The following is a 26337-nucleotide window of genomic DNA, read 5'->3' on the forward strand; positions in this document are numbered from 1 at the left end:
CTTGTCCGATCGATCCGTTCCTATCGGATCGCTGACACCACGGTACGAGCTGGCTTTAGTTTTGTAAAGTCAGTAGGATCGTGACATGCCCCTCCACATGGACGGCCCGCTGTCCGACCTCGAGACCTGGACAGCCGGCGACCGATGCTCCATTGCGCGCGCCTTGTCTGTGGTCGGCACGCGATCGACCATGCTCATCCTGCGCGAGGCCTTCTACGGAACCACCCGCTTCGACGACTTCAGCCGACGCGTCGGCATCACCGACGCCAGCAGTGCGGCCCGCCTCAAAGAGCTGGTGGAGGTTGGGATCTTCGTCAAACAGCCCTACCGACCGGACAAGGGCAGAACGCGTTACGAATACGTTCTGACGAGGATGGGCGAGGATCTGCTGCCCGTCGTACTCGGATTGATGCAGTGGGGCGACCAATACCTGCAAGACGACGACGGACCACTCGACGTCGTCGATTCACACGGCGAGCCCGTGCGCGTCCGCGTCACCGACAACCGTGGTTCCGAAGTGCCGATGAACGAGCTGCGAGTACGGATACGCTGAGCCCGTGGTGATGTCGCGGTGGATCGGCGCAGCTCTCGGCCTGACCCTGGCCGTCGCCTTCTCACTGCTGTGGCAGTTCGCCGCACCTCTCTCAGCGTTCGATGCGACGGCCCTGCCCGGCGAAACAGGAAGCGTGACCATCGTCGGCTACTCGATTGCGTTCGTGGAGAGAGGCCCACACTGGCTTGCCCCCTCACTGATCATCAGCGCCGTAACACTGTGCGCCTCAGCTGCGGCCGCCGAGGCGCGAAACCGGCTCGGCCACAACGACACCGATGAATCGAATTTCCGCTGCACGTGGTGGCCGTTGCCGACCTCGGTGCTGCTTGCGATCACCGTGTGGACAGTCGCCACAGTCGACCCGCCGGCGAGCGCCGGCGTCGACATGGTTCATCCCGACTCGATCGCCGCCCAGATGTCTCGGTCGCCACTGTTCCGCGATTCGAGCACGGTCTTCCTGATCGAATGCCTGACCATCTCGATCGCGATCGGTGCCGTCTTCACAGCTGGCCAGCGCGCCGCAGACGGCTACAGGCGATCATGATGAGAGCGGCTTCACCCGTTCCGCTCGGTATCGGTACCAGTCCTGCTCGGCCTCGGGTCCGTATTCTGCAACCAAATCCACGTACTCGACCGTCACGTGCTGACCCGGGTACGGCATGCGAAACCCCGATCCCTCGATGCTGGAGTAGAACACCCAACAGCCACCAGGAAGTTCGGGCGCGTCGAGCACACCCCAGCCTTCCTCACCGTTGAATTCGCGAACCACCGCTCGTGTCGTCGAGGTCGGTACCGGCTCGGGCATGAACGGCTGAGCGTCGTCCGACGCGACAAAATCAGTGATGCCGCCGTCTGGGCTGTACGTCCACGACGCTCCACGGAACGTCGGCTCGCCAGCGCTTCTGAAGAAGACCAAGATACCTGCGCCGGCGACGGCCAACGCCGCCAGGACATAGCCCCTCTGCCTCGAATAACCAAAACCCACCGCCTGACGGTACCTGCACAGACTCCTCGGCAACGAGTGCGTCGCAACCGCTCTCACACCGCCTCGACGGCGAGTGCGACTCCGATACCGATGAACAACACCCCGGCCACACGGCTCCAGGACGTCGAGTTCGACGAACCGCTGGCCAGGCGGCCCACAGCGGCGGTGACCACTGCCCAGACCGCCAATCCGATTGCCACATCGACGATTCCGAGTAGACCGATCTGCAGGGGAAGCGCTCCGTCGGCATCGACGAACTGCGGCAGAAGCGCGACGAAGAACAGCACGGCTTTGGGATTGAGCAAGTTCGTCACCAGTCCCATACGAAACCACCGCACGTCGGACGTCGCACTCCCCTCCGACGAAGTCTGCCGCAGTGCCGAGATGCCCAGCCACACCAGGTACAGACCTCCGAGGATCTGAATGATGTTCAGCGCGGTCGGCGATCGAGAGATGAGCAGCGACAGCCCCACCACCGCTGCAACCATGTGCACGCACAATCCGGTCTGCGCGCCGAGGCCCGCTCGCCACCCCGCGGCGCGGCTGCTCGCCGCCGCTCGGGCCACCACCGCGAAGTCAGGACCGGGTATCGCGTAGGCCAGGAGCACCACGCCGAGGAACGGTAACCATCGGATATCCGTCATTGCCTCGACGGTATCTGATGCTTTTCGATACGTAAACCGTTAGAGTCAGGATATGGATTGGAACTGGCTCGGCGACCACTTCGCACTCGACGTGGTCAACACCGTGCAGTTGCAGCGCGGTGCTTACGCCGAATTGATCGACTCGGTCGCCGACCTCCAGGACTGGGCCGAACTGCAGGGCGCGCGAGTGCCCGAGGTCATCCCCGACGGTGCCGACATAGTCACGTTCAAGGTGACGCGCGATCACCTGCTGTCGCTACTGCGTGCGGTGGCGTCGAACATGGATGTTCCGCGGGAAAGCGTCGAACACATCGATGAGATTGCCCGACGCCATCCGGTGACCCGACGGCTCGATCTCGGCGACGGCGGTGGCGTCGGAGATGTTGTGGGAACCGATGATCCGATCGAATCACTGTGCGCGCGTGCGGCGTCCGCCGTCATCGATCTACTCAACGGGCCGGATCGCGCACGATTGGCCTTGTGCGACGCTCCGCGATGCGGTCAACTGTTTCTGCAGGATCGGCCCAATCAGCAATGGTGTTGCAGCGCATGCGGGAATCGCGCGCGTGCGGCACGACACCACGCCAAGGAGAAGCGGGGATCATGAACATTTCGGTACGCCAGGTGGTACTCGACTGCACCGACGCCCGCCAACTCGCCGAGTTCTATCGGCAACTCCTGGGATTCGAGTACGTCCCCGGCGACGCCGAAACGATCGACCCGGACTGGCTCGCCATCAACGCACCCGACGGCTCGTGGCGCATCGCGTTCCAGCAGATCGATGCTCTTCCCGAAGCAACATGGCCGGACGGCGAACACCCGCAGATGGCGCACCTCGATTTCATGGTGAGCACCGTGGCGGAACTCGACGAAGAACACTCCCGTGCAATGGAATTGGGCGCGCGACTATTGCGGGATCTACACGACGATCCGGAGGAGCCGATCCGAATCTACGCCGATCCGGCCGGCCACCCCTTCTGCATCTTCGTAGGGCCCTGACCGGCACACATCTACGCCCCTCGTTGGAATCCGCACCTCCCCCGCGGGGTGCGGATTCCGACGAGGGACGTATTTGTGGCCCGCCACTACCGTCATCGAGCGGTGCGGTCAAGTGCCGCCTGGGGCACCCAACCACACCACTGCCGCAGGCACTCAGCCCAATTGCACCGTTGCCGTAGCGCGGTGACCGAAGATTCGCTTGCCCTCGAATGTCGCACCGATGGACACCACAGCGGTTCGAGTCGCCTCGTCCTTCGACTTGATCTTGCCACTGAAGACGATTTCGGCCGGCTTGTGCGTGTCCACCGGGATCGGGGTGGTGAAGCGAACGGTGTAATCCTTGACGGCACCCGGATCGCCGAGCCACTCGCTGATGTATCCACCGCCGACGCCCATCGTGAGCATGCCGTGCGCCAGGACGTTCTCGAGGTCGATCATCTTGGCGAACTTCTCGTCCCAGTGAATCGGATTCGCATCACCCGCGACGCCGGCGTAGTTCACCAGATCTCCGCGAGTCAATCGCACAGTGCGCGTGGGCAACTCGTCGCCGACGCTCACCTCGTCGAACGTCCGCGTCGGCTGTCCCCGGTACTCCTCGACAATGAGCGGCTCGTGCTCCTGCGGGGTGGACAGGGTGTCGTGCTCGCTCGCGTTGGCGACTGCTGCGTCCATCGATGCGCCGAACATCACCAGGTTGCGGGCGGCTTCGGCGATGGCCGGGTCGATTTCACCGGACCGTCCGACGAGCAGGGTGGTGTAGGTGGTCTGCACCAGTTCGTTCTTCTGGTTGGACACGACGTTCTTGGTGACCATCATGTCTCTGCCCATGACCGTCTTGAACGAGTCGAGCGAGACGTCGCACGTCAGCTGATCACCGGCCAGGATGGGCTTCTGGAAGACCAGCACCTGGTCGGTCTGCAGAATCTGGCTCAGGTCGTAGCCCTCGGCGATGGACTCGAGGAGCTTCTTCTGCGCGAGCGTGCCGACCAAGGACATGAACGTCAGAGGTGCAACCAGAGCGCTGTGTCCCAGCGCGGCCGCGGCATCGCCGTCCCAGTGTGCGGGGTGGAAGTCCTGGACCGCGCGGGCGTACTCACGAATCTTCTCGCGACCCACCTCGTAGTAGTCCTCGGTGCGGTAGTGATAACCGACCATGCTCCGCGCGTGCTCCGCCGGGTCGAATGCCTGTTCGTCGGCTGCTACCGCGCCGGACTCCGCTACCTGCTCTGCCACTGTTGTCCCACCGTCTCGTCCCCTGCTGTTCATCATTACCCGAGCAACCTACCCAACAACGGCGCAGGTTGGCCAGGCTGGGGCATTCAAGCAGAGCGGTGTCGCGGCGCGTCGCGATAGCCCACCACGCCCACCATGGCGCCCTGCTGAGACAACCCACCGGCTCGGCTCATCGCCCCACGCGGATGGTGCTGACGCGACGCAACGACATCGACGGCCATCAGCGCAGCGCCGTGAGCAGTAAGTGACTCGGGATTTGCGGGCGCGATGACCGGCAACATCAGATCGCGGCGAAACAGCCGACGAAGCGACGGCAGGTTGGCGCAGCCGCCGACCATCACCAACGCATTCACGGCACAGGGCGCATCGACGATGACACTGGCCACCCAGTCCTCGAGCGAACCGATGCTGCGCTCGAGTACATCGTCGAAGGTGTTGCGCCACAATCGGACCGGTCCACCCACGAACGGTCCGACAACCTCTGCCACCCGCAACCTCGACAGTTGCTCCCGCGCCGTACGAATCGCGACCAGCAAGTCCGCTCGCGCGCGATCGGTTGCCAACTCGTCTGCGCCGTACGTCGAGAGCAGGTAGCGCGAAATCTGCTCGTCACACCCGATGCCACCGAACAACGTGGTGCGCACCGACCTGAACACCGTGCCGGTAACCGGGTCTGCGATGGACACCGTGGTGCCGGACGCCCCGATATCGCAGATCGCGACGGTACGTGCGCCCTCGAGCTGACCCGTACCTCGCAGATACCGCAGCTGAGCACCGAGTTCCGACGCGACCAGCAGACGATCTGCCTCGTACGTGGAGTACGCCGATGTCCGGCCACGGGCACCGGGATCGTCGGGGACGGCCAAGACGATGTCTGCTCGCTCGACCATCTGATCGCGCGACATCGACTCGACCAGATCGAGGGCGACCTGGAGATGGTCGCCGGGATCGAACGAGTGCACGATGTGGGCCGACCGTACGGATTCGTCGAACGCATCGACGGCGACCCCTCGGGCGGTGGCAGAACCCACCGAGACACCAAGGACTGTTCTCATGTTCCCTCGACTCGAATAGCTACTCCGACCAGCCGATAGTAGCCCTCGAACCGCCCCCTGGACAGCAAATCAGCGATCTATGTGAACTTTCGGTTTGTTTAGTCCGATTTTTCACGCCTCCGGGCGGAATTCGACAGCGTCAGGCGACATGATCGAAGGGATCACGGCGGTCGGCCAACAACGGTCCCCAGTCTTCCTGCGCCGACGTCATGGCCGCGCAGGCGACACCGTTGGCCGAGTCCATACCGCGGGCGGCGGCCACGATGGAACGGGCCGACTGCACCAGAGACACATCGAAACGAAAGCTGTGCGCCGCCAACTCCGCGAACGCATCCTCGGGACTACAGCCACGCAGCGCGATGAGAACACCCACTGCCCTGTCGATCGTCGTGCGGGTCACCACTTCTGCTGCGGCATTGTCGGTCATCGGATACTCACCGTCTACTGGTCGATCACCCGATGGTAGCGAGGCTCGAGCAGAAGTTCAGGTGTCGAAGTGGAATTCACACACCCGTCATAAGAAGGACTTGTCCGAGTATCAAACCCGCTCGCTCACAAGGGAACAGCACGTTTCGGATCACTCGACCTGTTCCACCGTCGGTTCCGCGGAAGGCTCCTCCGGGGTGGACGTGGGCTCGGTTGTCACCGGAACCTCCACGGTGGTCGTGGGCGGATCCGTGTCCGGAACCTCGGGCTCGGGCTCCGGTTCCGGCTCGGGCTGTGGCTTCGGATCCTTGGTCGGAGTTCGCCCGCCGCCCGACTCGTCACCGTCGGGGGCGTCGGACGCGTTGCCGCCTCCACCGACGATCGCTCGATCGGGCTGTCCGCCGCCGCCCGAACCGCCGGTGCCCGACGCCGCGTCGGCTACCGGAGTCGGAACAAGGGCCGCCGGTGGTGGTTCGCTCCACACGCCGACCGGCACCGGCCCGAACGGGGGTGCCTCGACGCCCTGCGCATCTACGGAAGGAAGTGTCGACGAACCGAGAGGTGTGCCCGTGGTACCGGCCACCACTGTCGCCGACGACGGCGTCTCGGCGACGACAACGGCGTCTGCTGTACCGACCGCGGGACTCTGCTCCGAGCCGGTCGCCGCCAGTGCCCAGACCGTCGCACCGCTGAGCGCGGCCAGTATTGCGATACCCAAGCCGATCATCGTCAGCCGAGCACCGCGCGGGGTGCCCGTCCGATCACCACCGGAAGGACCCCCGACGTCCTCGCCCGCGTCGAGCTCGTCAGCCGACAGCTCGCTCCGCCACGATGCAGGGCCGGTCGCGGTACCGAAGAGTGCGGCTGCGACTGCGAACGGAACCTCGACGTCCAACCGCGGATCTCCGGCATCCACCACCCCGACGTCGCGAACAGCATGGGCGACCAAGGCGGCGCGAACGATTCCGCAGAGCGCGATGCTGTCGCAGACCACCGCGGAACCGACGATGTGCAGATCGTTCTGGGCTGCCTGCACCCTCATGATTCCGAGCATCGTGGTGACGGCGTCACCGACACCGCCGGGAGCTGCGGCAACAGAAACAGTGCGGGTGGAAATAGGCCCGAGTTCGGGCAGATCGGCCTCGACCAGGACAGCCGACACTTCTTCGACACCGACGTGTACGCCGAGCGCTATGGACATGATCGTCGACTCCCCCGAATCCAATTCCGACTCAGAGTACCCTTCGGAACGCAAAACGGGGAATTCAATTGTTTTATGCGGCGATCAGAACTCCAGCTTGCTCGCCTCGTCTCGGGCCGCTTCTGCTGCGCGGCGCTCGCGCTCGAAGAGCAGACCGAACGTGAAACCGTTCTCCCCTGCCGTCGTCCCGGCTCGCGCACCCAGCGTCCGCAGAATGCCCGCCGCGATCACCGCATCCTGATGCTCGCCGAGCACTTCCTGAATCATCTTGAAACGCTTGATGTTTGCTTTCGAGACCTTCTTGTCCACCACCGGCGCGACCAACTCGGCCGCATACCGAGCTCGCTTCGACGCCTTGCGAGCGCGGTGCAACGCCTCGTCGTCGGTACCGAGCACCGCACTCTTCGTACGATCGATCGCCTTCTTCCCGGCCTTGCGTGCAAGCTTGACCAGCAGGCGATCGCTGACCTCTCCGTCGATCGGCAGCCCGCGCGACCATGCCGACAACTGCGTCAGCAGCGCGCGATAGCGGTCGCCGTCGAGTTCGGCCATCGCTGCTTCACGATGCCGAATCTGCTCTGCCAACAGATCGTTCTCGATACGCGAGGCCACCGGCCCCAGCACCCATTCGGACGGCAGTTCCCGCAGCGCCGCAGCGAACCGGGCGCGCTGCACCTGACGGTCTCGTACCTCACCCAGAAGACTTGCGTACCAGGATAGTTCGGCCTCCAGATGAGCTGCGGCCTCGTCCTCGAACGCACTCCCGAACACCCGAAGAGTGCTGCGATACCGTCTGATTGCCACCCGGGTGGAATGGATCGGGTCCAACCCGCGACGCAGATACACATCACCCGCGACGATTGCCTGCACCTGCTCGTCGAGGTAGTCCGTCAGCAGCCGAACTCCGGAGTCGGCCGGCACCTCGCGCACCACGGACAGCGCCCGATCCAACTTCGACGGGTGCGCCGACGGGCGAGCACCCGCACCGCGCAGCAGCTTTCCGGCCTTCTTCAGAAACGACTCGGAACCGGCCGGGCCGAGTTCGACCTCGACCTCCCGCCACCGCGGCCCCGTCGCGCCGCCGATCAAGACCACCGACACCTCGTCGTCGGCGATCTCCGCAACCACCGATCCGTCGGCGTCGGACACCGAATGCACCGTCCGACGCGTCGTCAAGGTCGCGACCGCGGACAACTGCCCGCCCATCACGGCGCCGCGAAGAACGTCGGCCAACTCGTCGGGCACCACGTCGTCGGCACTGCTGCCGAGAGGAAGTCGAATCTCCGTTCGCGCCTTCTCTGCTGGAACCTTCGCGTGCCAGCCGTTGTCCGAATCTCCGGTGCGCCGCCGCAGCGTGATTCCCCGTTGCAACAGATCGTGCCCGGCAGTGTCGAAGTACTCGCTGATCAGATCGGTCTCACTCGTCGCCAGGACCCCATCGGTGGGCACCAGCGAAGCGAGAGTGGGCAACTCGAAATGTGCGTCGACGTCGAACTTGTCTTCGCGCTCGGTCTGAATCGACTCCATACGACCATCCTGCCTCGAGTACCGGGTCCGACGGCGGCGGAAAGCGCAGACCCGTCAGCCTCGCGGCATGTCCAGTTTCGGGAACGGGAAATCGAACGTCCGAGTCGTGCGGGTGGTGGTCGTCGGACGAGCGGTGGTGGTCGTCGGGCGCGTGCTGGTGGTCGCCGGAGCCTGTGTGGTCGTGGGCTGTGAAGCCGTCGTCGTCGGAGCCGCCGTCGACTGCTCCGACGTGGGCCTGACGGGAGCCGTCGACCCGTCGTCATCGGGAGTCGCACCGGTTGAGGCCGTTGTTCGCCGCGGCGCGGTTGCTCGTGCCGCATCGGAGGTCGTGGATGCGTCCGACGAGGATGTCGTGGGTGCCGGGGAGGAGGTGTCCCCGGACGGGGATGTCGACGTCGTCGTGGTCGCGAGCGGCACCGATGACCGATCCGGATCTGCAGGGGAACCGGCCGATGCAGGCTCCACGGACTGGGAGCGGACCGTCTGCGATGAATCCTGCGAGCTGCCGACCGACGGTGCCGGATCGTCGGTATTGGTCCGCGCTGCTGCGGCGACGACGGTCCCGGCCGCACAGACCGCAACCAGTGCGGCGACTGCGCGTCCGAGATGCCGCGACTTGTTGGCTCTGGTCATCCGCTTGGAGGAGGTGTCGCTGTGCCGCGGGCGTTTGGAGACCACCGCACCCACCGGGACAACTGCGGCCACCTCACGATCGGCGGAATCGCTATCGACGGCCGCGAATTGCTCGGTGATCGCGTCGTGCGTCGTCGGCGCAGGCCGAACGCCTACCGTCCGAGCAATCCCTGCAGCACCGCGGGCCGCCAACAGTTCCGGTTCTTCGGGAACGAACACCGGCATCGAGACCGCGTCGAACAAGACCTGTCGAACGATCTGCATGTTGGCACCGCCACCCACCGCGACGACGGCGTCGACGCGGATGCCCCGCGCACCGACGGCGTCGAGCACATCGACTGCCATCGAGACGGCTCGGTGCACCGAGTCGCCGATGAGCTCGTCGAGAGTGCCGCGCCACAATGTCGCGCGACCGCCGACGAAAGGTCCGAGAACCGAGACGCTGCGCAGGAGCGACAGTTGGTGTTTACCGACTCGGACGTCGTGGACGAGCCGTCGCCGGGCCTCGACCGTCAGTGCCTCCGCTGCCCCGAACGTGGCGATGAGGTGATCGCACAGGACACGATCGCAGGCATCACCACCCAATTCATCGGTGCGAGACGCGGCGAGTACCCGGCCGCTGTGGACATCCACCACGGACACCGACGTGCCGGACGCACCGACGTCGAACAGCGCGACGCAGCTCTCCCCGGCGAGTACACCCGTTTCCCGGAGCGCACCCAGCTGGGCACCGAGCTCAGAGACGAGCACAACGTCGTCGGAGAAATCCTGGTCGAAGGCCGTTCTGGGGTCGCTTTCGCGAAGCGCGAGAACCGGGTAGAAGTCAGCGGACGCATGCTCGGCTGCCAGATTGTGCACCGAGGTGATGACGGCATCCCAGGGATCGGGTGCAAGACCGTTGGGCGCCGGCCCTGACGCCACTGGTTCGTGTACTTCCATGACGGAACCGGGGAGAGCGTTGTTGCTGATCACGCTGCGAACACCGCTCGATCCCAGTGACGCACCGAGTACAGACGCACCGACAACCGCGGACACAAGAAACCTCGTTCTGGTAGGCCCCAACCCACGTTAGGTCACCAGAGTACCGCTACAACCGGCCATTCGTCATGTTTCGAAGGCCGAAAACAAACTCGGGGGTCAGTCCACGCTCGACTGATTGAAGTTCAGGTACGCCTTGGACGGGGTGGGACCGCGCTGGCCCTGGTACTTCGACCCGACGGCGGCGCTGCCGTAGGGGTTCTCGGCGGGCGACGACAGCCGGAAGAGGCACAGCTGCCCGATCTTCATTCCCGGCCACAGCGTGATCGGAAGATTGGCGACGTTGGACAACTCCAATGTGATGTGACCGCTGAAGCCCGGGTCGATGAACCCTGCCGTCGAATGAGTGAGCAGACCGAGCCGTCCGAGTGAGCTCTTGCCTTCGAGTCGACCGGCCAGATAATCCGGCAGCGTCGTCAGCTCCAAGGTGGAGCCGAGCACGAACTCGCCCGGGTGCAGAACGAAGGGTTCGCCGGCCTCGGGCTCGACCAGCGTCGTCAACTCGTCCTGCTGCAACGCCGGATCGATGTGCGTGTAGCGCGTGTTGTTGAACACACGAAACAGCTTGTCGAGCCGTACATCGACGCTCGACGGCTGAACCATCGACGGGTCGAACGGCTCGATGGCCAGGTTGCCAAGGGTCACTTCGGCACGGATGTCACGGTCGGAGAGCAGCACCTCTGCAGGCTACTGGTCCACTACTGCCTCCGGCGACACACCCGAGCCCCGGTCAGGGCGAGTAGCTAGGCAAAAGAAAATCCGGACAATCGAGCGGCACCAACTTTCACACTCGGGCAACTCCTATCAGGAAGAGTGAAATGAGAATTCCATTCGACGTTCCGTCGTACCAGGACGATCGATCTCGATGCCGCATTGTCGCCGCAACACCCGGAAACAATCCGGTGCTGTGGGAACAATTCCTCGACGGCGCAGAAGAAAGTTATACGAGACATGGTGTTGCTTCTGCGCTCGAAATGTCGACCATTCGAGACGGTGACACCACCACCCTGTTCTTCGCAGCACTCGATCACGCCGAGGTGATGGTCGGCGGGGTGCGCGTGCAAGGCCCGTATTCCTCGGTGGATCAATCACACGCACTCGTCGAATTCGCGGGACATCCCACCGGGCGCCGCCGCGTTCACGCCATGCTCGACGAGCGCATCGCGCACGGGGTGGTCGAACTCAAGTCGGCATGGGTCGCGCGGGACGCACACCGCGGCCGCGCCATCACGGCAGTGATCGCGGAATCGCCCGCGTACAGCACCGCGATGCTCGGCGCGCGGTACGCACTGGCCACCGCCGCCTCCCATGTCCGCAGCGCATGGCTCGACACCGGCGCGATCATCGCCACCCAGATCGAACCCATCCCCTATCCCGACGAGCGATACCGAACAGAGGTGTTCTGGTGGGACAGGCGAACTCTCGCGTTCGACGCCGAACTGTCCACCTGGCGGCGGATGCGCCGCAACACAGTCACCTTGCTCGCCCACCGTCGACCGTCCATCGGACTCCCGGAAGCAGTGGCATCATGAGCGAGGTATGGCAGCCTGTGATATTCGACAAGACGGATGCCGCACAGCGCGCCGCCCTGGCGGAACTCGAACAGGATACGAGCCTGACATTTCTCGATGAGCGCGAGACGCAGAGAAACGGCTTGCGCACTCTCCTTCCCAGCCCTGAGCAGAGCCTTCTCGAAGAGAACGACCGGTGGGTGTACTTCCCGTGGAGAAAAACGGTGGTCGCGGTTCTCGGACCCACGGCATTTCGACACCTGAGACTCGACAGAAACCGGAACAAGATAACCCGTTCCGAACAGAATTCATTGGGAGATCTCACCATCGGAATTATCGGCCTCAGCGTCGGGCACGCCATTGCCCACACGTTGGCACTCGAAGGAATCTGCGGAACGCTGCGCCTTGCAGACTTCGACGCCATCGAGCTCTCCAATCTCAACAGAATTCCGGCATCCATCCTCGATCTCGGTATCAACAAAGCGGTCGTCGCGGCGAGACGCATTGCGGAGATCGATCCGTATCTACGGATAGAAATAGTCGAGGACGGAATCACGGACGACACCATCGACGGGTTCTTCGACGGACTGGACCTTCTCGTCGAGGAATGCGACTCACTCGACGTCAAGGTCCTCGCCCGCGAAGCAGCCAGATCGCGCCGTATCCCGGTGTTGATGGAGACATCCGACCGTGGGTTGCTCGACGTCGAACGCTTCGACCTCGAACCCGAGCGCCCGGTGTTCCACGGCGTACTCGGAGAGATCGACTCGACGCGCCTGCGAGGCCTGGGCACCCGGGACAAGATTCCGATCGTGCTCGACCAGCTGGACGCCGCGCTCCTCTCGGCGCGCATGGCCGCATCGATGGTGGAGGTGAGCGAGACGATCGAGACGTGGCCACAGCTGGGCGGCGACGTCCAGCTCGGTGGTGCCACCGTCGCGGCCGCTGTTCGACGCTTCGGCACCGGAGCCCACCTGCCGTCCGGACGAATCCGGATCGACCTCGACACGCATCTCGATGCGCTCGCCTCTCCGCATCCGACTCGGACGGAGGAACTGTCCCCGACCGATGGTGCAGACGGTTCGCCGACGAGCTTCGTCGATCCCGACGAAGCCGTTCTCGATGCTGCCCGACGCGCACCGTCCGGCGGCAACAGTCAGCCGTGGACGCTGTCGACCGACGGACGCACGGTGACGATAGGCATCGACCGATCCCGCACCTCGACACTCGACATCGCTTTCCGCGGCAGCTGTGTAGCAGTGGGTGCCGCGGCCTTCAACGCTCGCGTGGCCGCCGCCGCTCAGGGCAGATTCGACGGTGAGCTCATCACCGACCACGGAGTCGAAATCTCGTTGAGTGACCGTGACTCCGAACCGATCACCGATCGACGCCTCCTCGACGGCGTTGTCGGACGATGCACCGATCGGGAGTTGGGCACCGCCGAGCCTCTCGACGCGAGCGTTGCAGCAGACGTCGTTGCTGCGGCCGCGGCGGAAGGTGGGCGAGCCGTGCTGCTGACGGCACGCGAATCCATTTCTGCGGCTGCGGACATTCTCGCCGACGCCGACCGTATTCGGTATCTCACACCACATCTGCACCGAGAGATGTTCTCCGAGTTGAGATGGCCGGGAGATCCCGATCCGGACCGAGGCATCGAGGTAACGAGCCTGGGGATCGACGACGCGGATCTGTCCAAGCTCGAGATCGTCAAGCGGCCGGACGTCATGGCGCTCGTCGACACCTGGGACGCCGGCGCGGCGTTGGGTTCCGACATGCGTGATCGGGTGCTGTCGAGCTCGGCGCTGGTGGTGATCGTCGTACCCGGATCGACCGCAGACCATTACATTCGGGGAGGATATGCAACGGAGAACGTTTGGGTAACTGCGCATTTGCACGGTCTGGCCGTACAGCCGGTTTCCCCCGTGTTCCTGTACGCACGCACCCCGGAAGAACATCAGCAGCTGTCGATGCACCGCGGAGAAGCGTTGCAGGAGTTGAACTCGAGGTTTCGCACACTCCTCGACATCACCGACATCGAATCGGTAGCGCTGGTGTTGCGGCTCAGTTGCGCCCCGAAAAGCAGGATATACAGTCGCAGAGTGCCTGTTTCGGCTCTCGGATCGGGGTAGAGTCCGGCAAAGACCAGGAGGAACAGTCCTGCACTGTGTCTGCGAAGAGGCGGGAGCGGGGCACTGGCGCACACACAGACGCTCGAGGTTCTCGTCACCGGCGTCGCAACCGAACTCATGGGAGTCGATGCGGCGACGGTGCACGAGGCGTACGAATCCGTGCTGCGGCGACTCGTGGACCACCTCGGCATCGACTTCGGTTTCCTCAGGCACAACGATTTCGAGGCGAGAGCCACTGTGCTCAGCGCGGAATGGCCCCGACGACTGAGTAGGCCCGATCCGGATCCGCTGGCCGTCGTGAAATTCGAAGACGCCGATTCGGTGTTCGCACTGGCCGAAACACTGACCGAACCGGCAGTGTTTCGGCCGGGCCAGCAACAGGATGGCTATCGCCGACGCGTCGAGCAGGGATCGGGATTCTCCGCGACGTCGATGGCCGTGGTGCCGCTGCTGCACGCGGAACGAACCATCGGCATCCTCGGCCTGATCAAGATCGGCGACCGCTCCTGGTCCGAGATAGAACTCAACGCTCTCAAAGCAATTGCGGCGCTGCTCTCCCAACTACAAGCACGAGTGATCGCCGAGGAACAACTGCGATTCGCGGCCCTGCACGACCATTTGACCTCACTGCCGAACCGCACGGCCCTCGCACAGCACCTCCGCGAACGACTCGACCCGTCCATGCCCGGTCCCGTCGCGGTGATGCACATCGACCTCGATCGACTCAAAGCACTGAACGACTTTCTCGGGCATCTCGCCGGAGACCACTTCCTCGAAACCATCGCGAATCGACTGCAGAGCTTCGTCGGCGATTCGGCCGGCATCGTCGCGCGTCTGGGCGGCGACGAGTTCGTCGTCGTACTCGCCGGACCGTGCTCGGCCCGCGTCGCGACACACCACGCCGAACTCATCGCCGATGCCATGAACGCACCCGTCACCCTCGGTGTCGAACGAATAAGCCGCAGCGCCAGTATCGGCATCGCCTTCGGCCAACCCGGCCGGCACACCGCGGAATCACTGCTGCGACAGGCAGATCGAGCAGCATTGGTTGCCAAACGTGCAGGCGGTCATGACATCGCTCTGTTCACCGACGAAATGCATGCCGATTCCGAACTACGCAACGACGTCGAGATCCACCTGCGCGACGCCATCGCAGGCGACTCGTTGATCCTGCATTTTCAGCCCGAGGTGGACCTCGTCTCGGGACGGATCACCGCAGTCGAAGCATTGGTTCGATGGCAGCACCCCACCCGTGGACTGCTACCCCCGTCCGCGTTCATCCCGGTCGCGGAGGAGACGAACCTCGCCGGAGAACTCGGTCGCTGGGTTCTCGAACACGCCTGCCGCACGCTGGCCGACTGGCAGCGGGACATCCCCGAGCTCGACATCTCGATGCGCGTGAACATATCGCCGGTCCAACTCGTCACCAACGGTTTTGTCGGCGCCGTCGCCAGAGCACTGGAAGAGTTCTCGATAGCAGGCCCCAACCTCTGCCTGGAGATCACCGAAGTGGCAGTGGTGCAGGATCTTTCACGCACACGCGTGACGCTCCGCGAACTTCGCGAACTCGGCGTGCAAATAGCGATCGACGATTTCGGTACCGGATACAGCTCACTGTCGCACCTGAAGGAACTGCCCGTCGACGCACTCAAGATCGATCGCGCCTTCGTCACCGAGCTCGGCAACGGAACCACCGGCGACCTCGCCATCGTCCAGTCCATCATCGGACTCGCCGACGCGTTCGGGCTCAGCATCATCGCCGAAGGCGTCGAAACGCAGAGCGCCAGAAACACCCTCATCGAACTGGGCTGCACTCGCGCGCAGGGCTACCTGTTCTCCAAACCGGTAGCCGCCGCAGACGCCCTGATCCTGCTGCACGGTGTGCGAATCGACGTCTGAGTGCCCTGCTAACCTGAACAGCGCAACGCCACGCCGGTGTAGTTCATTGGTAGAACGCGACCTTCCCAAGGTTGAGAGGCGGGTTCGATTCCCGTCACCGGCTCCACGGACCGACCCTTCGGCCTCACCTCCGACTCACGAACAACCCTGAACACACGGACCATCCCGAGTCACTACATTCACTCCTGAAACAAACCGACCAACGGGTCGATCGGTCGGTACCCTCGCAAAAGACCGATAGCGTATGCGAATTCATTCATTGTATTCGCAAGAATTCCTGCATTTCAAAAGAGTCTTCTTCCGCCTTCATCGGCGTGCTAGAAATCGAATGTCGACTTTCTTTCACACGACATCTGACCTGACAGGAATCCCCTCATGCGTTCACTATCGACCCTTGCTGCGGTCACCCTGACGACATTGGCCGTTGCCGTGTCGTCGGCCACCGCGGCCCCCGCGCTCGCTGCGCCCCTGAGAACCCAAGGCGGAGCAGGAACCCTCCTGTGGGAAGATCAATTCAACGGCTACGGCGGACCGGACCCCTCCAAATGGGGGTTCCAAACCGGCCGGTGGGGTGCGAGTTCCGGTGAGCAGCAGTACTATACGAACTCCTGGAACAATGCGAACCAGTTCAACGGAACCCTGAACATCACCGCGCGTCGCGAAACCCCGCCGGACGGCAAGGGGGCACCGAACAACTTCACCAGCGCTCGAGTGGTCAGCATGGGCAAGCAGTCGGCAACCCCACCGGTACGCATCGAGGCGTCGATCAAGATGCCGAGCGCACAGGGTTTGTTGCCGGCATTCTGGACACTGGGACTTCAGCCCGGCGGTGAGTATTCGTGGCCCAGTCAAGGCGAGATAGACGCGGTCGAAATTCCCGGATTGAACGGGCCATCGTTCAATTTGCATGGTCCCTCGAAAAGGAATTCGAGCCAGGACGTGAAAGCAGGCGGAGGAATGGGTCCCGTCGGAAACGGCTTTCACACCTACCGAATCGACTGGCTACCGACCAGTATCACCTGGTTCGTCGACGGAGTTGCGAGATATTCACTGACCAAGGCTCAGTACGAGGCGAAAGGCGGCAACTGGAAGGCATTCTCGGGTGCCTGGCCGCATTACATCCTGCTCAACGTGGCAGTGGGCAACAACTGGGTCGGGAAGACACCCACGAGCACGCCGTACCCGCAGACCATGAGCGTCGACTGGCTCCGCGTGAGCCGTCTCTGACCTGCAGGTAAGCCCGATCGATCGAGGAGCCCAGCCACATCGGCTGGGCCCCTCGTCGTGCGTCGATCAACTCTCCTCTTTTCGCTCGCTTCTTTGTAGCAGAACAATTCTTAGGACTTTTACCGGTCAAACGCGTTGGTCATAGGGACATCTCACAAATTCAGGAATACCGTCTGTACATGCGCGGACCACGCCAGAGTCTGATCACCCTCGTCATCGCCGCGGCTGCTGTCGCCATCGCTGCACCGACCGCACAAGCGACTCCACTGATGCCCATTGCGGCTGCGCCCGAGCAACCCGACCACGCCGACGCCATCCGCTACGCGGCAACCAACCGTGACGCCGCCCCACCCGGGTCCAACGACATGAGCTGCACACCCACCGCAGAGCACCCCGACCCCGTCATCCTGGTGCACGGCACCGACTCCACTGCGTACTCCGACTGGGCCGCCTTCTCCCCGATACTCCGAGCAGCCGGATTCTGCGTGTTCGCCATCAACTACGGTGCATCTCCCGACGGCACGAGCAACGGCTACGGTGCCATCGAAGACAGTGCGGCACAACTGAAATCGATGGCTCAGTCCATCCTGGACACGACCGGGGCTGCAGCGGTCGATGTGGTCGGTTACTCACAGGGTGCTGCGGTCGCACGATACTTCGTCAATCGGCTCGGCGGTAACGCCATGGTGCGTCGCTGGGTGGGAATTGCATCCCCGACCTACGGCGGCACCATGTACGGAGCCACCCCCGTCGTGCAGGCTGTGCCCGGTGCAACCAGTCTGGTGGCAGGCGAATTCGGACCCGGGCTGGCGCAACTGATGGCCGGATCCGACTTTCTCGATCGCCTCAATGCAGGCGGCGACACCGTGCCCGGCGTCGAGTACACGTCCATCGCAACCAGAGTCGACGAAGTGATTCAGCCGTATACCAATGCGCTACTTCGGGATCCCGGAGCCCAGAACATCGTGGTGCAGGACGTGTGCCCCGACACCGAGGTAGCGCACTTCACGTTCACCTACGATCCCACTGCACTGCGCTTGGCGCTCAATGCACTGGATCCAGCGAACGCACGCCCCCCGACGTGCGTCCCGGTGCCCCTGGGATCCGGAATCCTCGACGTCGTCCTGGCCAGCAATTGACGTCTCAAGTGAGCAGTTGATGCGCTCTGAGTCCGACGTACAGTTCTGCGGCCTGAACGGGATCACGAAAATCTCGGCCGGTCAGCTCGGCAATTCGCCGTAGCCGATACAACACCGTATTGCGGTGATAGTGCAGCGATTCGGCGGCACCCTTGGTGGATCCACCGCACGAGAACCACGCGTCGAGTGTGGCCAGCAGGCTCTGCCGCTCGGCGCGTGGCAACGCCAGTAGATCGCCGAGGATCTGACGCGAGGCGATGCGACCCGACTTCGGATCGCGGACCAACAACAGCGGCACCGGTACCGAGTCGTATCGAATCGGCGTCGACTCGGCAGTGCAACAGGATCTCGCCAACCGCGCTTGAACCACGGCGTCACCGATACCCGACGGGGACCGAAAGACCGAACTCACCCCTACCCGCCCCGCGCACAATTCACTCAGCGTCACCAACGCGGAGTCGATCTCCGATTCGGTTGCCGCGCACATCAACCCGACGCTTCCGTCCACCTCCGCATCCCACACGGACTCGGTGCCCGTCGAACGAAGTCGCGCGATCAACCCGTCGACCCCCACCGCCGTGGTCAGCGGCTCCTGCGAGACCACCACGAAGTAACCGTGGTCGGGAATGCGAAATGCTCGCAGCGCGTCGGCAGCCGCGGACGGATTCGCCGTGTGATCGGCGAAGAGAACCCGAATGAGTCGGCCACGGGCCTCGGCACTCTCGCGGGCACGCATGTCTGCGCTCTGCCGATAGGCCTCCGCGGCCTCGTCGGAATACACGTCGACCAGAGCCCACACCTGTGCTGCCATGTCGAGAAGTGCGTGACTCGCCCGGCCGTCCGAGCGCAGCATCAACTCGTCCCAGACCAACCTGCCGCCGAGCCGGAACGCGTGCAGCAGTGCAGCCAGCGGTACCCCCTGCTCGGCCTTGAGTCGGCCTGCGGCCTGTGCCGACTCGAGCTGCATGGGCGCGCGACCGGACAGCTTGCCCAGCATCGACGCCAGATTGCTCCGCGCCGCCTCGTGCAGCTGCTCGGGCGTGAGCAGCGTCGATTCGAGGTATGCATGCTCGGCCCCGAGAATTCGACGCACCAGTTCGCTCGCCAGATCGTCGACGCCGTCGAGCATCGTCGCGGCCAGATCGGTCGGTGACGGATGCAGATCCAATTCGGTCGCGGTCATGACAGAACTCTAACCGCACCCATGTAAGCCACGCCACACCCGAACTGTGCGACGGCACAAACGGTGGGACTCGATTGACAGCGGTGGCCCATAGCGTCCGCGCCACGAATGCGACGACAATCACACTCGAAGCCGTGTATCCGAACAACGATCTGGAGCCGAGAAGTTGACCAGCGAAGCCACCCCGTACCTGCATCCCGTCCCGACCACTGGCTCCGACTCCCACCCAGCCGTCGATGCCGCTCTCACCGATCTGTCTCAGGGTGAGAAGAACTGGGGACAACTCACCCTGGCCGATCGGCGGGCACTGCTCGAACGCATGCACGAGCTGACCTCCACTCACGCCCAGGAATGGGTGACCGCGGCCTCGTCGATCAAGGGCCTCGACAGCTCGTCCAGCCTCGTCGGTGAGGAATGGTTGTCCGGCCCCTACTCCTTCCTCGGTGCGCTCGGTGCCCTCTCCCACACGCTCACGGCGCTGGAAGCGGGCACCAGTCCGCTGGCCGACGTGAAGTTCGGGACGGCGCCCGGCGGGCGGACGACGGTGTCGGTGCTGCCGCTCAACATCTTCGACCGCCTGCTACTCAACGGGTTCACCGGCGAGGTATGGCTGAAGCCCGGAATCGATCGTGCGACTGCACAGCGCACCGCGGGGCTCGCCCAACTCGACCCGGCGCACACCGCAGGCATCGGAGTGGTACTCGGAGCAGGCAACATCACCTCGATCGCCCCGCTCGACGCCCTGTACGAACTGCTCGCGTTCAACCGGGTGGTCGCACTCAAGCTGAACCCCATCATGGATCCACTGCTACCGGTGTTCGAGAAGGTGCTCGCACCCCTCGTCGACATCGGCGCACTTCGCCTGCTCACCGGCGGTGCCGATGTGGGCACCTACCTGGTTCGGCACGATCTCGTCGACCACGTTCACATGACCGGAAGCTCCCTCACCCACGACGCGATCGTGTTCGGCACGGGCAACGACGGAGCCGCCCGCAAGGCCGCGAACGACCCGATTCTCACCAAGGACATCTCCAGCGAGCTCGGCGGCGTCTCGCCCACCATCGTGCTGCCAGGTGAGTGGAGCCGCGCCGACATCTTGTTCCAGGCCGAACACGTTGCCACCCAACGACTGCACAACAGTGGGTACAACTGTGTCGCATCGCAGGTCGTCGTGCTGTCCTCCGAATGGAAGCAGCGCGACGAATTCATCGCTGCTCTGCGCGCGGCACTCGATCGCGCACCGGCACGCACTCCCTACTACCCGGGCAGCGACAAGAGGGTGTCCGACGCCACCGCCACCTACCCGGCCGCGGAACGACTCGGCGACGGTGGGGGCCGCGTGCTCATCACCGATCTGAACCCCGGTGAATACGCACCCCTGCTGCAAACCGAATACTTCGCTCCGGTTATGGGTGTCATCGAATTGCCCTACAGCGGTGCAGCATTCGCAGCCAAGGCCGTCCAGGCCGCGAACGAGGAATTCACCGGCACCCTCGGTATCAACATCATCGGCTCCCCTGCCACCATCAAGGGACTCGGCGAGAAGTTCGACACCATGCTCGCCGAACTGCGGTACGGCACCATCGCCGTGAACGCATGGACAGCACTCGGTTTCCTCACCGCATCGGCCACCTGGGGTGCCTACCCAGGTCACACCGTCGACGACGTGCAGAGTGGAATCGGCATCGTGCACAACGCATTGCTGATCGACGGGGCCGAAAGAACAGTGGTCCGTGGCCCCTTCCGTCCCCTGTCGCGTTCACTGATCAACGGGGAACTCTCCATCTCCCCGAAGCCGCCGTGGTTCGTCACCAACAAGACCGCAGCATCGACCGGCAAATTGCTCACTGCATTCGCCGGTGCACCGTCCTGGGCCAAACTGCCCGCGATATTCGCCTCCGCCCTGCGCGGCTGACACCCCTGCGCCCGCCACGACTTCAAGGACAAAGATGAGCTCACAGCACAAGACTGCCGACTACATCGTGGTGGGCGCAGGTTCCGCAGGCGCTGTGGTGGCCAATCGCCTCAGCGCCGACCCTCGCAACGAGGTGATACTGCTCGAAGCAGGTCCCGAGGACAAGAACAAGTTCGCCCACATCCCGGCTGCGTTCTCCAAACTCTTTCGTAGCGAGGTCGATTGGGATTACCTGACCGAACCGCAGCCGGAGCTCCGAGATCGCAGCATCTACTGGCCGCGCGGCAAGATGCTCGGTGGCTCGTCGTCGATGAACGCCATGATGTGGGTGCGCGGATTCGCCGCCGACTACGACGAGTGGGCGGCAGTCTCCGACGACTCCTGGTCGTTCCGTAACCTCGTCGGATACTTCCGCAAGATCGAGAACATCGAGGGGACAACAGCACTCGACGCGGGCACCGACGGCCCACTCATCGTCTCGCACCAGCGCAGCCCTCGCGACCTGACGTCGTCGTTCCTCGACGGCGTCGAAGAAGCGGGCTATCCGCTGGAAACCGCCAACCTGCCCGAGCCCAGGGGCTTCACCCGCACGATGGTCAACCAGAAGCGCGGAGCACGGTGGAGCACCGCGGATGGATACCTGCGACCGGCGAAGAAGCGCAAGAACCTCACCATCCTCACCGAGGCACACGCCACTCGCGTGCTGTTCGAGGGCACTGCGGCCGTGGGCGTCGAATACATCTCCGGCGGCGAGACACACACCGTGCGCGCACACAAGGAAGTGATCCTCTCCGGTGGCGCGATCAACACCCCACAGCTGCTCATGCTCTCGGGCATCGGCGACCAGGAACAACTGAAATCGCACGGCATCACCGTTCAGCATCACTCACCGGGCGTCGGACAGAATCTCCTCGACCACCTGGCCGCCCTCATCGGCTGGAAAACCGAACGAGACTCCCTCTTCCATGCCGAGAAGATCCCCGAGCTGGTCAACTACCTCACGCGCCGACGCGGCATGCTCACCTCCAACGTCGCAGAGGCGTACGGATTCATCAAGAGCCGAGAAGACCTTGCCCTGCCCGACGTCGAACTCATCTTCGGACCGGCACCGTTCTTCGACGAGGGACTCGTCGGCCAGGACTCACACGCCGCCGTCATCGGCGCGGTACTCGTCAAACCCGAGAGCCACGGCGAGATCACCCTGCGCTCTGCCGACCCCTTGGCGAAGCCCATCGTGGAGCCGCGCTATCTCAGCGACCCCGGCGGACTCGACCGCCGCGCCATGATCGAAGGGCTACGGGCCTGCGTCGCGATTTCGGAAACCCCCTCGCTGAAGGGCGAGCTCGGCGACATCCTCCGCCCCAGGGTGGCGTCGAACATCTCCCCGGCGGACCTGCTCACCGAAGCCCTCGAGCAGAATGCGCACACTCTGTACCACCCCGTGGGCACCGCCCGGATGGGTAACGACGCCGACAGCGTCGTCGATTCCGAGCTCCGGGTAAGGGGAGTCGACCGCCTTCGCGTGGCCGATGCGTCGATCATGCCGAGCATCATTCGCGGACACACCCATGCGCCGTCGGTGGTGATCGGAGAACGGGCAGCGGATTTGATACTTCGCTGAGTCTGCACCGAACATCAGGAATCTTTCCGGTTTGACGGTCCGGTTTGTCGGGTAACAGGTTGTCACGCTCCCAGCAGGGATCGAGATGTAACCCATCCGCTCGGCAAGCAGCGCCGAATGACCCACAACGCTCGAGAGACGAGCACGGAAGGTTGACCGACATGTTCACTGTTCGTAAAGCTTTGGCCGCCACCGCAATCGGTGCAATGACGATCGTCCCGCTTGCCGCATGCTCCAGCGACGACGCTTCCAGCACAGTCGATGCAGCCACGTCCTCGGCCGCATCGGCCATGGAAACCACCGAGAGCACCCCCGAGCCCGCTGCCGAGGTCGCCGACCTCAGCAACGGCGTCGACACCGCGGTTGCACTCGATCCCGGCTTCCTGGGCGCACTGACCACCCTGGGCCTGACGCCCGGCGTAGTCGGAACCGCCACTCTCGCAGACGGTTCCATCCGCTTCCCGATCACCGGCGGAGACGTCAAGTACTGGGAGCCCGGCACCGTGGATCCCTACGTCCAGGGCGAGATCATGCACGACGGCAGCGGCCTGTCGCTGACCGCCGGCGAAACCGTCGTCGAGCTCACCAACTTCGACATCGACCCGGGCACTTCACTTCTCACCGGTGACGTCACCGTCAACGGCGAAGAGGCTGCTGCGGACGCCGTGCTGTTCGATCTCGACGGCCGCACCCTGCAGCCGCTGGCGACCGGACCCGACAACACCGCAATCCTGCAGGGCACCCAGGTGAAGATCTCGGAGACCGCTGCCGGACTGCTCAACAGCACCTTCAACACCGATGCTGTGACCCCGGGCCTGCTCGTGGGCGTTGCGACCATCACGGTCAAGACCGCCGCATAACCATTGCCTGACCCCGTGCGCGAGAGCACACCGTGACAGACGGTGGCTCTCGCGCACGGGTCTTTTTGCATAGCAAGGTCAGGAGCCTCGGATGAGAGCGTTCACGAAGATCTACGGTGGGCACCCACTGCACGCAGTCGGTCTGCTGCTTTCGTTCGCCCTCGTCGGTTACGTCATCGCGATTGCCGGACCGGAAACATTGTGGAACAACGACGTGTGGTGGAAGTCCATCATCGTGTGGTTCTTCGGTTCGGTCCTGCTGCACGACGCCGTGCTGTATCCGCTCTACTCGCTCGCCGACCGACTTCTCACCGGATCGACACAGCGCCCCTGGACGTTGTCTCCGGTCAACTACGTTCGCGTTCCCGCTCTCGGAGCCGGATTGACGTTTCTCATGTTCTTTCCCGGGATACTCACCCAGGGTGCGGAGTCGTACCGGGCCGCAACCGGTTTGACGCAAGAGCCCTTCCTCGGTCGTTGGCTCGCGCTCACCGCCGCGTTGTTCACCGTGAGCGCAGCCGCTTACTTCATTCGATTGATCCTCGTACGGAGCCGAGCATGAGCGTCACCGCCGATACACTCTTCCACCGCGCAGCAGCCGGATTGCCCTGTTGGATAGGCGATTCCGACGGCTCACGAGAACGTCTACCCACTGCCCGCTGGATGGGCGGGGATGCCTCGTCCGTGGAGGATCGCCGTGCGGACCACGCGATGATCAGTCGATGTACCGGCCCCACCCTCGACCTCGGCTGCGGGCCCGGGCGCCTCACCGAAGCACTTGCTCGACGGGGAGTGTCGGCACTCGGCGTCGATACCTCGAAGGCAGCCGTCGACCTGACCATCGGCCGCGGCGGAAACGCCGTCCTGAAGGACATCTTCGAGCCACTGCCCGACACCGGCGAGTGGTCCTGCGTGCTGCTTGCTGACGGAAACATCGGCATCGGCGGCGATCCGGTTCGGCTGCTGCGCCGCGCTGCCGACCTACTGGCACCGCACGGAGCCGTCATCGCCGAGGTGGATGCGCCGAGCAACTACGGAGTGCGGCACCGCACCGTGCGCTGGGAAACCGACACCATGGTCGGAGATTGGTTCGCGTGGTCGAGTGTCAGCGCCGACGCCACCGCGGATCTCGCTCGGGCAGCAGGCCTTCGAATGATCGACGTCGCACCGATCGACGGGCGCTGGTTCGCCCAGATGACGCCTGCACCGCTCACCAATTCGTGAACAGCAGATGATTGACCGCCAATGCGCCGATCACCTGCAGTGCCAACCAGAATCGGTGCGTGCGCATCGGCAACACCGCGGGCGCAATGAGCATCCACATCGCGAACGGCAACCAGATTCGCTCGGTCTCGGCCTTGCTCAACTGACTCAGATCTGCCATGACCACCGCCGCCACGCCGCCGATCACCAGCAGGTTGATCGGCTGCACTCGCGTGAGAATTCGCGGGAATGCCGCTGGCACAGCAACACCCAGCGCACAGAACAGCGCCGCGAAGTTGGCCCAACCCCAGTACTCGAACGGGCGATCCTTGGCGATGCCCTGGTAGTAACGTTCTTGCACCAACTCGTAACCGTCGTACCACCAGAATCCGTACGCCGTGAAGATTCCCGCGACGATCAGCGCTCCGATGACCGCGCCCACGAACGGGAGAATCTTTCGACCGGCAATCAGTACCGCCACCGCGGGCAAGCCCATCAGCACCAGCCCGTAGTTCAGATAGATACCGAAACCGAGCAGCACTCCCGCACCGATCGACGCGGGCCACAGGTACCGCTTCGTGGAGATCGCCAGCAGCGCGATACCCCACGCGGCGACCCCGGCATAGAACGCATCCGCCGACACGGCGATCCAGATCGCGGCCGGCGCGACGGCCACGAACGGCGCTGCGCGCCTGGCCATCTTCTCGTCGCCCAACACCCGCAGCGTGAGGACGACAGCCACTGCGGCACTCGTCCCGACCGACACGCAGAGCGTCGCCGCCCACGCACCGCCGCCGAGGCCGAGGCGGTCCAGCCAGACGAACGTCAACAACGCGCCCGGCGGATGTCCCGAGACATGCGTGGTCCACGAATCCGCCTGGTAATCCAGGATTCTCTCGGAGAACCCGCGCAGAGTTGCGGGAATGTCGGTGATCCCCGGCACCTCGTGCAAGTACTCGTCCGTCGACGCCAGCCGGTCGACGAAGCCGCGCCTCCACCCATCGACCATCGCCAACGACATCGTCCATGCTGCGGACGCGCCCCAGACGACGAACAGCAAGCGCGTCCAGGACAACCGGCGGGCCACCGTAGGCCCCCACAGCACGGTGGCCACGGCGATGAGTACGGCGAACGGAGTTCCCCACCCGAAGTGAATCTCACGGAATCCGAACAGCGGTGCCGCGTCTGCGAAATCGCGCACCTGCTGAGGGGTTCTGTTGATGATGGGCGTGACGAGTTCGTTTCCCAGATACGGCACGATGAACGCGACCACGACGAGCGCGACGGCGAGCGCACCGGCGACGGCTTCTCTCCAGTAACGGATAGTGTTTTCTCCCTGCGGACCTCGAGACGAAC

The 26337-nt window shown here is 63.9% G+C and carries 25 protein-coding genes and 1 tRNA gene; 15 read left to right on the forward strand and 11 right to left on the reverse strand.

All coding sequences use genetic code 11. The features are described from left to right. Positions 1-85: 85 nt before the first annotated feature. Together CH294_RS06995 and CH294_RS07000 are read left to right on the forward strand one after the other, a co-directional pair. A complete protein-coding gene (locus CH294_RS06995; RefSeq protein WP_094608662.1) occupies positions 86-553 on the forward strand; it encodes a helix-turn-helix domain-containing protein in 468 nt (155 codons plus the stop codon). Positions 554-557: 4 nt separating this feature from the next. Next, positions 558-1097: a hypothetical protein gene (locus tag CH294_RS07000; protein WP_094737459.1), complete on the forward strand. Its 540-nt coding sequence runs from the start codon at positions 558-560 to the stop codon at positions 1095-1097. Here the strand turns inward: CH294_RS07000 and CH294_RS27700 are convergent. Together CH294_RS27700 and CH294_RS07010 are read right to left on the reverse strand one after the other, a co-directional pair. Next, a complete protein-coding gene (locus CH294_RS27700; RefSeq protein ID WP_212709771.1) occupies positions 1092-1538 on the reverse strand; it encodes a cold shock domain-containing protein in 447 nt (148 codons plus the stop codon). The genes CH294_RS07000 and CH294_RS27700 overlap by 6 nt on opposite strands. Before the next feature lie 53 nt (positions 1539-1591). Then, a complete protein-coding gene (locus tag CH294_RS07010; RefSeq protein ID WP_094737460.1) occupies positions 1592-2182 on the reverse strand; it encodes a LysE family translocator in 591 nt (196 codons plus the stop codon). Positions 2183-2234: 52 nt separating this feature from the next. Between CH294_RS07010 and CH294_RS07015 the strand changes: the two genes are divergently transcribed. Continuing rightward, positions 2235-2789, forward strand: coding sequence for a CGNR zinc finger domain-containing protein (locus CH294_RS07015; protein WP_094737461.1), 555 nt, complete (start codon positions 2235-2237; stop codon positions 2787-2789). Next, positions 2786-3181: a VOC family protein gene (locus tag CH294_RS07020; RefSeq protein WP_094737462.1), complete on the forward strand. Its 396-nt coding sequence runs from the start codon at positions 2786-2788 to the stop codon at positions 3179-3181. Before CH294_RS07015 ends, CH294_RS07020 begins: the two co-directional genes overlap by 4 nt. A gap of 153 nt (positions 3182-3334) precedes the next feature. Here CH294_RS07020 and CH294_RS07025 read toward each other — a convergent pair whose 3' ends face one another. From CH294_RS07025 to dcd, 7 genes are all read right to left on the reverse strand, one after another. Then, entirely contained in the window at positions 3335-4450 is a 1116-nt protein-coding gene (locus CH294_RS07025; RefSeq protein WP_080734214.1) for a fused (3R)-hydroxyacyl-ACP dehydratase subunits HadA/HadB, read from the reverse strand. Between the two features lie 50 nt (positions 4451-4500). Further along, positions 4501-5469 (reverse strand): Hsp70 family protein, encoded by a 969-nt coding sequence (locus CH294_RS07030; RefSeq protein WP_032405301.1) that lies wholly within the window; start codon positions 5467-5469, stop codon positions 4501-4503. 139 nt (positions 5470-5608) lie between these two features. Continuing rightward, positions 5609-5896, reverse strand: coding sequence for an ANTAR domain-containing protein (locus CH294_RS07035; RefSeq protein ID WP_032405300.1), 288 nt, complete (start codon positions 5894-5896; stop codon positions 5609-5611). 150 nt (positions 5897-6046) lie between these two features. Beyond that, positions 6047-7096, reverse strand: a complete 1050-nt coding sequence (locus CH294_RS07040) for a hypothetical protein (RefSeq protein WP_094737463.1) — start codon at positions 7094-7096, stop codon at positions 6047-6049. A gap of 84 nt (positions 7097-7180) precedes the next feature. Then, entirely contained in the window at positions 7181-8623 is a 1443-nt protein-coding gene (locus CH294_RS07045; protein ID WP_094737464.1) for a CYTH and CHAD domain-containing protein, read from the reverse strand. Between the two features lie 54 nt (positions 8624-8677). After that, positions 8678-10228: an Hsp70 family protein gene (locus tag CH294_RS07050; protein ID WP_141216468.1), complete on the reverse strand. Its 1551-nt coding sequence runs from the start codon at positions 10226-10228 to the stop codon at positions 8678-8680. A 165-nt stretch (positions 10229-10393) separates the two neighbouring features. After that, positions 10394-10972: a dCTP deaminase gene (gene dcd, locus CH294_RS07055; protein WP_032377592.1), complete on the reverse strand. Its 579-nt coding sequence runs from the start codon at positions 10970-10972 to the stop codon at positions 10394-10396. 140 nt (positions 10973-11112) lie between these two features. On the opposite strand from dcd, the gene CH294_RS07060 reads away from it, so the two are divergent. The 6 genes from CH294_RS07060 to CH294_RS07085 all read left to right on the forward strand — a co-directional run bounded on the left by CH294_RS07060 (position 11113) and on the right by CH294_RS07085 (position 18199). Then, on the forward strand, positions 11113-11826 hold the full coding sequence (locus CH294_RS07060) for a hypothetical protein (protein WP_094737466.1): 714 nt from the start codon (positions 11113-11115) through the stop codon (positions 11824-11826). Next, positions 11823-13934, forward strand: coding sequence for an Rv1355c family protein (locus CH294_RS07065; RefSeq protein ID WP_094737467.1), 2112 nt, complete (start codon positions 11823-11825; stop codon positions 13932-13934). The genes CH294_RS07060 and CH294_RS07065 overlap by 4 nt, the downstream gene beginning before the upstream one ends. Positions 13935-14051: 117 nt before the next feature. Continuing rightward, positions 14052-15833, forward strand: a complete 1782-nt coding sequence (locus CH294_RS07070; protein WP_094737468.1) for a bifunctional diguanylate cyclase/phosphodiesterase — start codon at positions 14052-14054, stop codon at positions 15831-15833. A gap of 32 nt (positions 15834-15865) precedes the next feature. After that, positions 15866-15939: transfer RNA gene (locus tag CH294_RS07075), tRNA-Gly, on the forward strand. A gap of 269 nt (positions 15940-16208) precedes the next feature. Beyond that, complete coding sequence (locus tag CH294_RS07080; protein ID WP_032405296.1) at positions 16209-17060, forward strand: glycoside hydrolase family 16 protein; 852 nt, start codon at positions 16209-16211, stop codon at positions 17058-17060. 179 nt (positions 17061-17239) lie between these two features. After that, positions 17240-18199: an alpha/beta fold hydrolase gene (locus CH294_RS07085; RefSeq protein ID WP_094737469.1), complete on the forward strand. Its 960-nt coding sequence runs from the start codon at positions 17240-17242 to the stop codon at positions 18197-18199. A gap of 4 nt (positions 18200-18203) precedes the next feature. Here CH294_RS07085 and CH294_RS07090 read toward each other — a convergent pair whose 3' ends face one another. Continuing rightward, complete coding sequence (locus tag CH294_RS07090; protein WP_094703106.1) at positions 18204-19382, reverse strand: helix-turn-helix domain-containing protein; 1179 nt, start codon at positions 19380-19382, stop codon at positions 18204-18206. 190 nt (positions 19383-19572) lie between these two features. On the opposite strand from CH294_RS07090, the gene CH294_RS07095 reads away from it, so the two are divergent. The 5 genes from CH294_RS07095 (at position 19573) to CH294_RS07115 (ending at position 25002) form a co-directional block, all read left to right on the forward strand. After that, on the forward strand, positions 19573-21297 hold the full coding sequence (locus CH294_RS07095; RefSeq protein WP_094737555.1) for an aldehyde dehydrogenase family protein: 1725 nt from the start codon (positions 19573-19575) through the stop codon (positions 21295-21297). 34 nt (positions 21298-21331) lie between these two features. Continuing rightward, positions 21332-22918 (forward strand): GMC family oxidoreductase N-terminal domain-containing protein, encoded by a 1587-nt coding sequence (locus CH294_RS07100; RefSeq protein WP_094737470.1) that lies wholly within the window; start codon positions 21332-21334, stop codon positions 22916-22918. 161 nt (positions 22919-23079) lie between these two features. Further along, positions 23080-23778: a hypothetical protein gene (locus CH294_RS07105; RefSeq protein WP_032405820.1), complete on the forward strand. Its 699-nt coding sequence runs from the start codon at positions 23080-23082 to the stop codon at positions 23776-23778. 91 nt (positions 23779-23869) lie between these two features. Beyond that, on the forward strand, positions 23870-24340 hold the full coding sequence (locus CH294_RS07110; protein ID WP_094737471.1) for a hypothetical protein: 471 nt from the start codon (positions 23870-23872) through the stop codon (positions 24338-24340). Beyond that, positions 24337-25002 (forward strand): methyltransferase domain-containing protein, encoded by a 666-nt coding sequence (locus CH294_RS07115; protein WP_080734215.1) that lies wholly within the window; start codon positions 24337-24339, stop codon positions 25000-25002. The genes CH294_RS07110 and CH294_RS07115 overlap by 4 nt, the downstream gene beginning before the upstream one ends. Here CH294_RS07115 and CH294_RS07120 read toward each other — a convergent pair. Beyond that, positions 24989-26305, reverse strand: a complete 1317-nt coding sequence (locus CH294_RS07120; RefSeq protein WP_032405818.1) for a hypothetical protein — start codon at positions 26303-26305, stop codon at positions 24989-24991. The genes CH294_RS07115 and CH294_RS07120 overlap by 14 nt on opposite strands. Positions 26306-26337: the final 32 nt, after the last annotated feature.

This window comes from Rhodococcus sp. 14-2483-1-1 (genome assembly GCF_002259335.1).
In the GTDB taxonomy this organism is placed as follows: Bacteria; Actinomycetota; Actinomycetes; order Mycobacteriales; family Mycobacteriaceae; genus Rhodococcoides.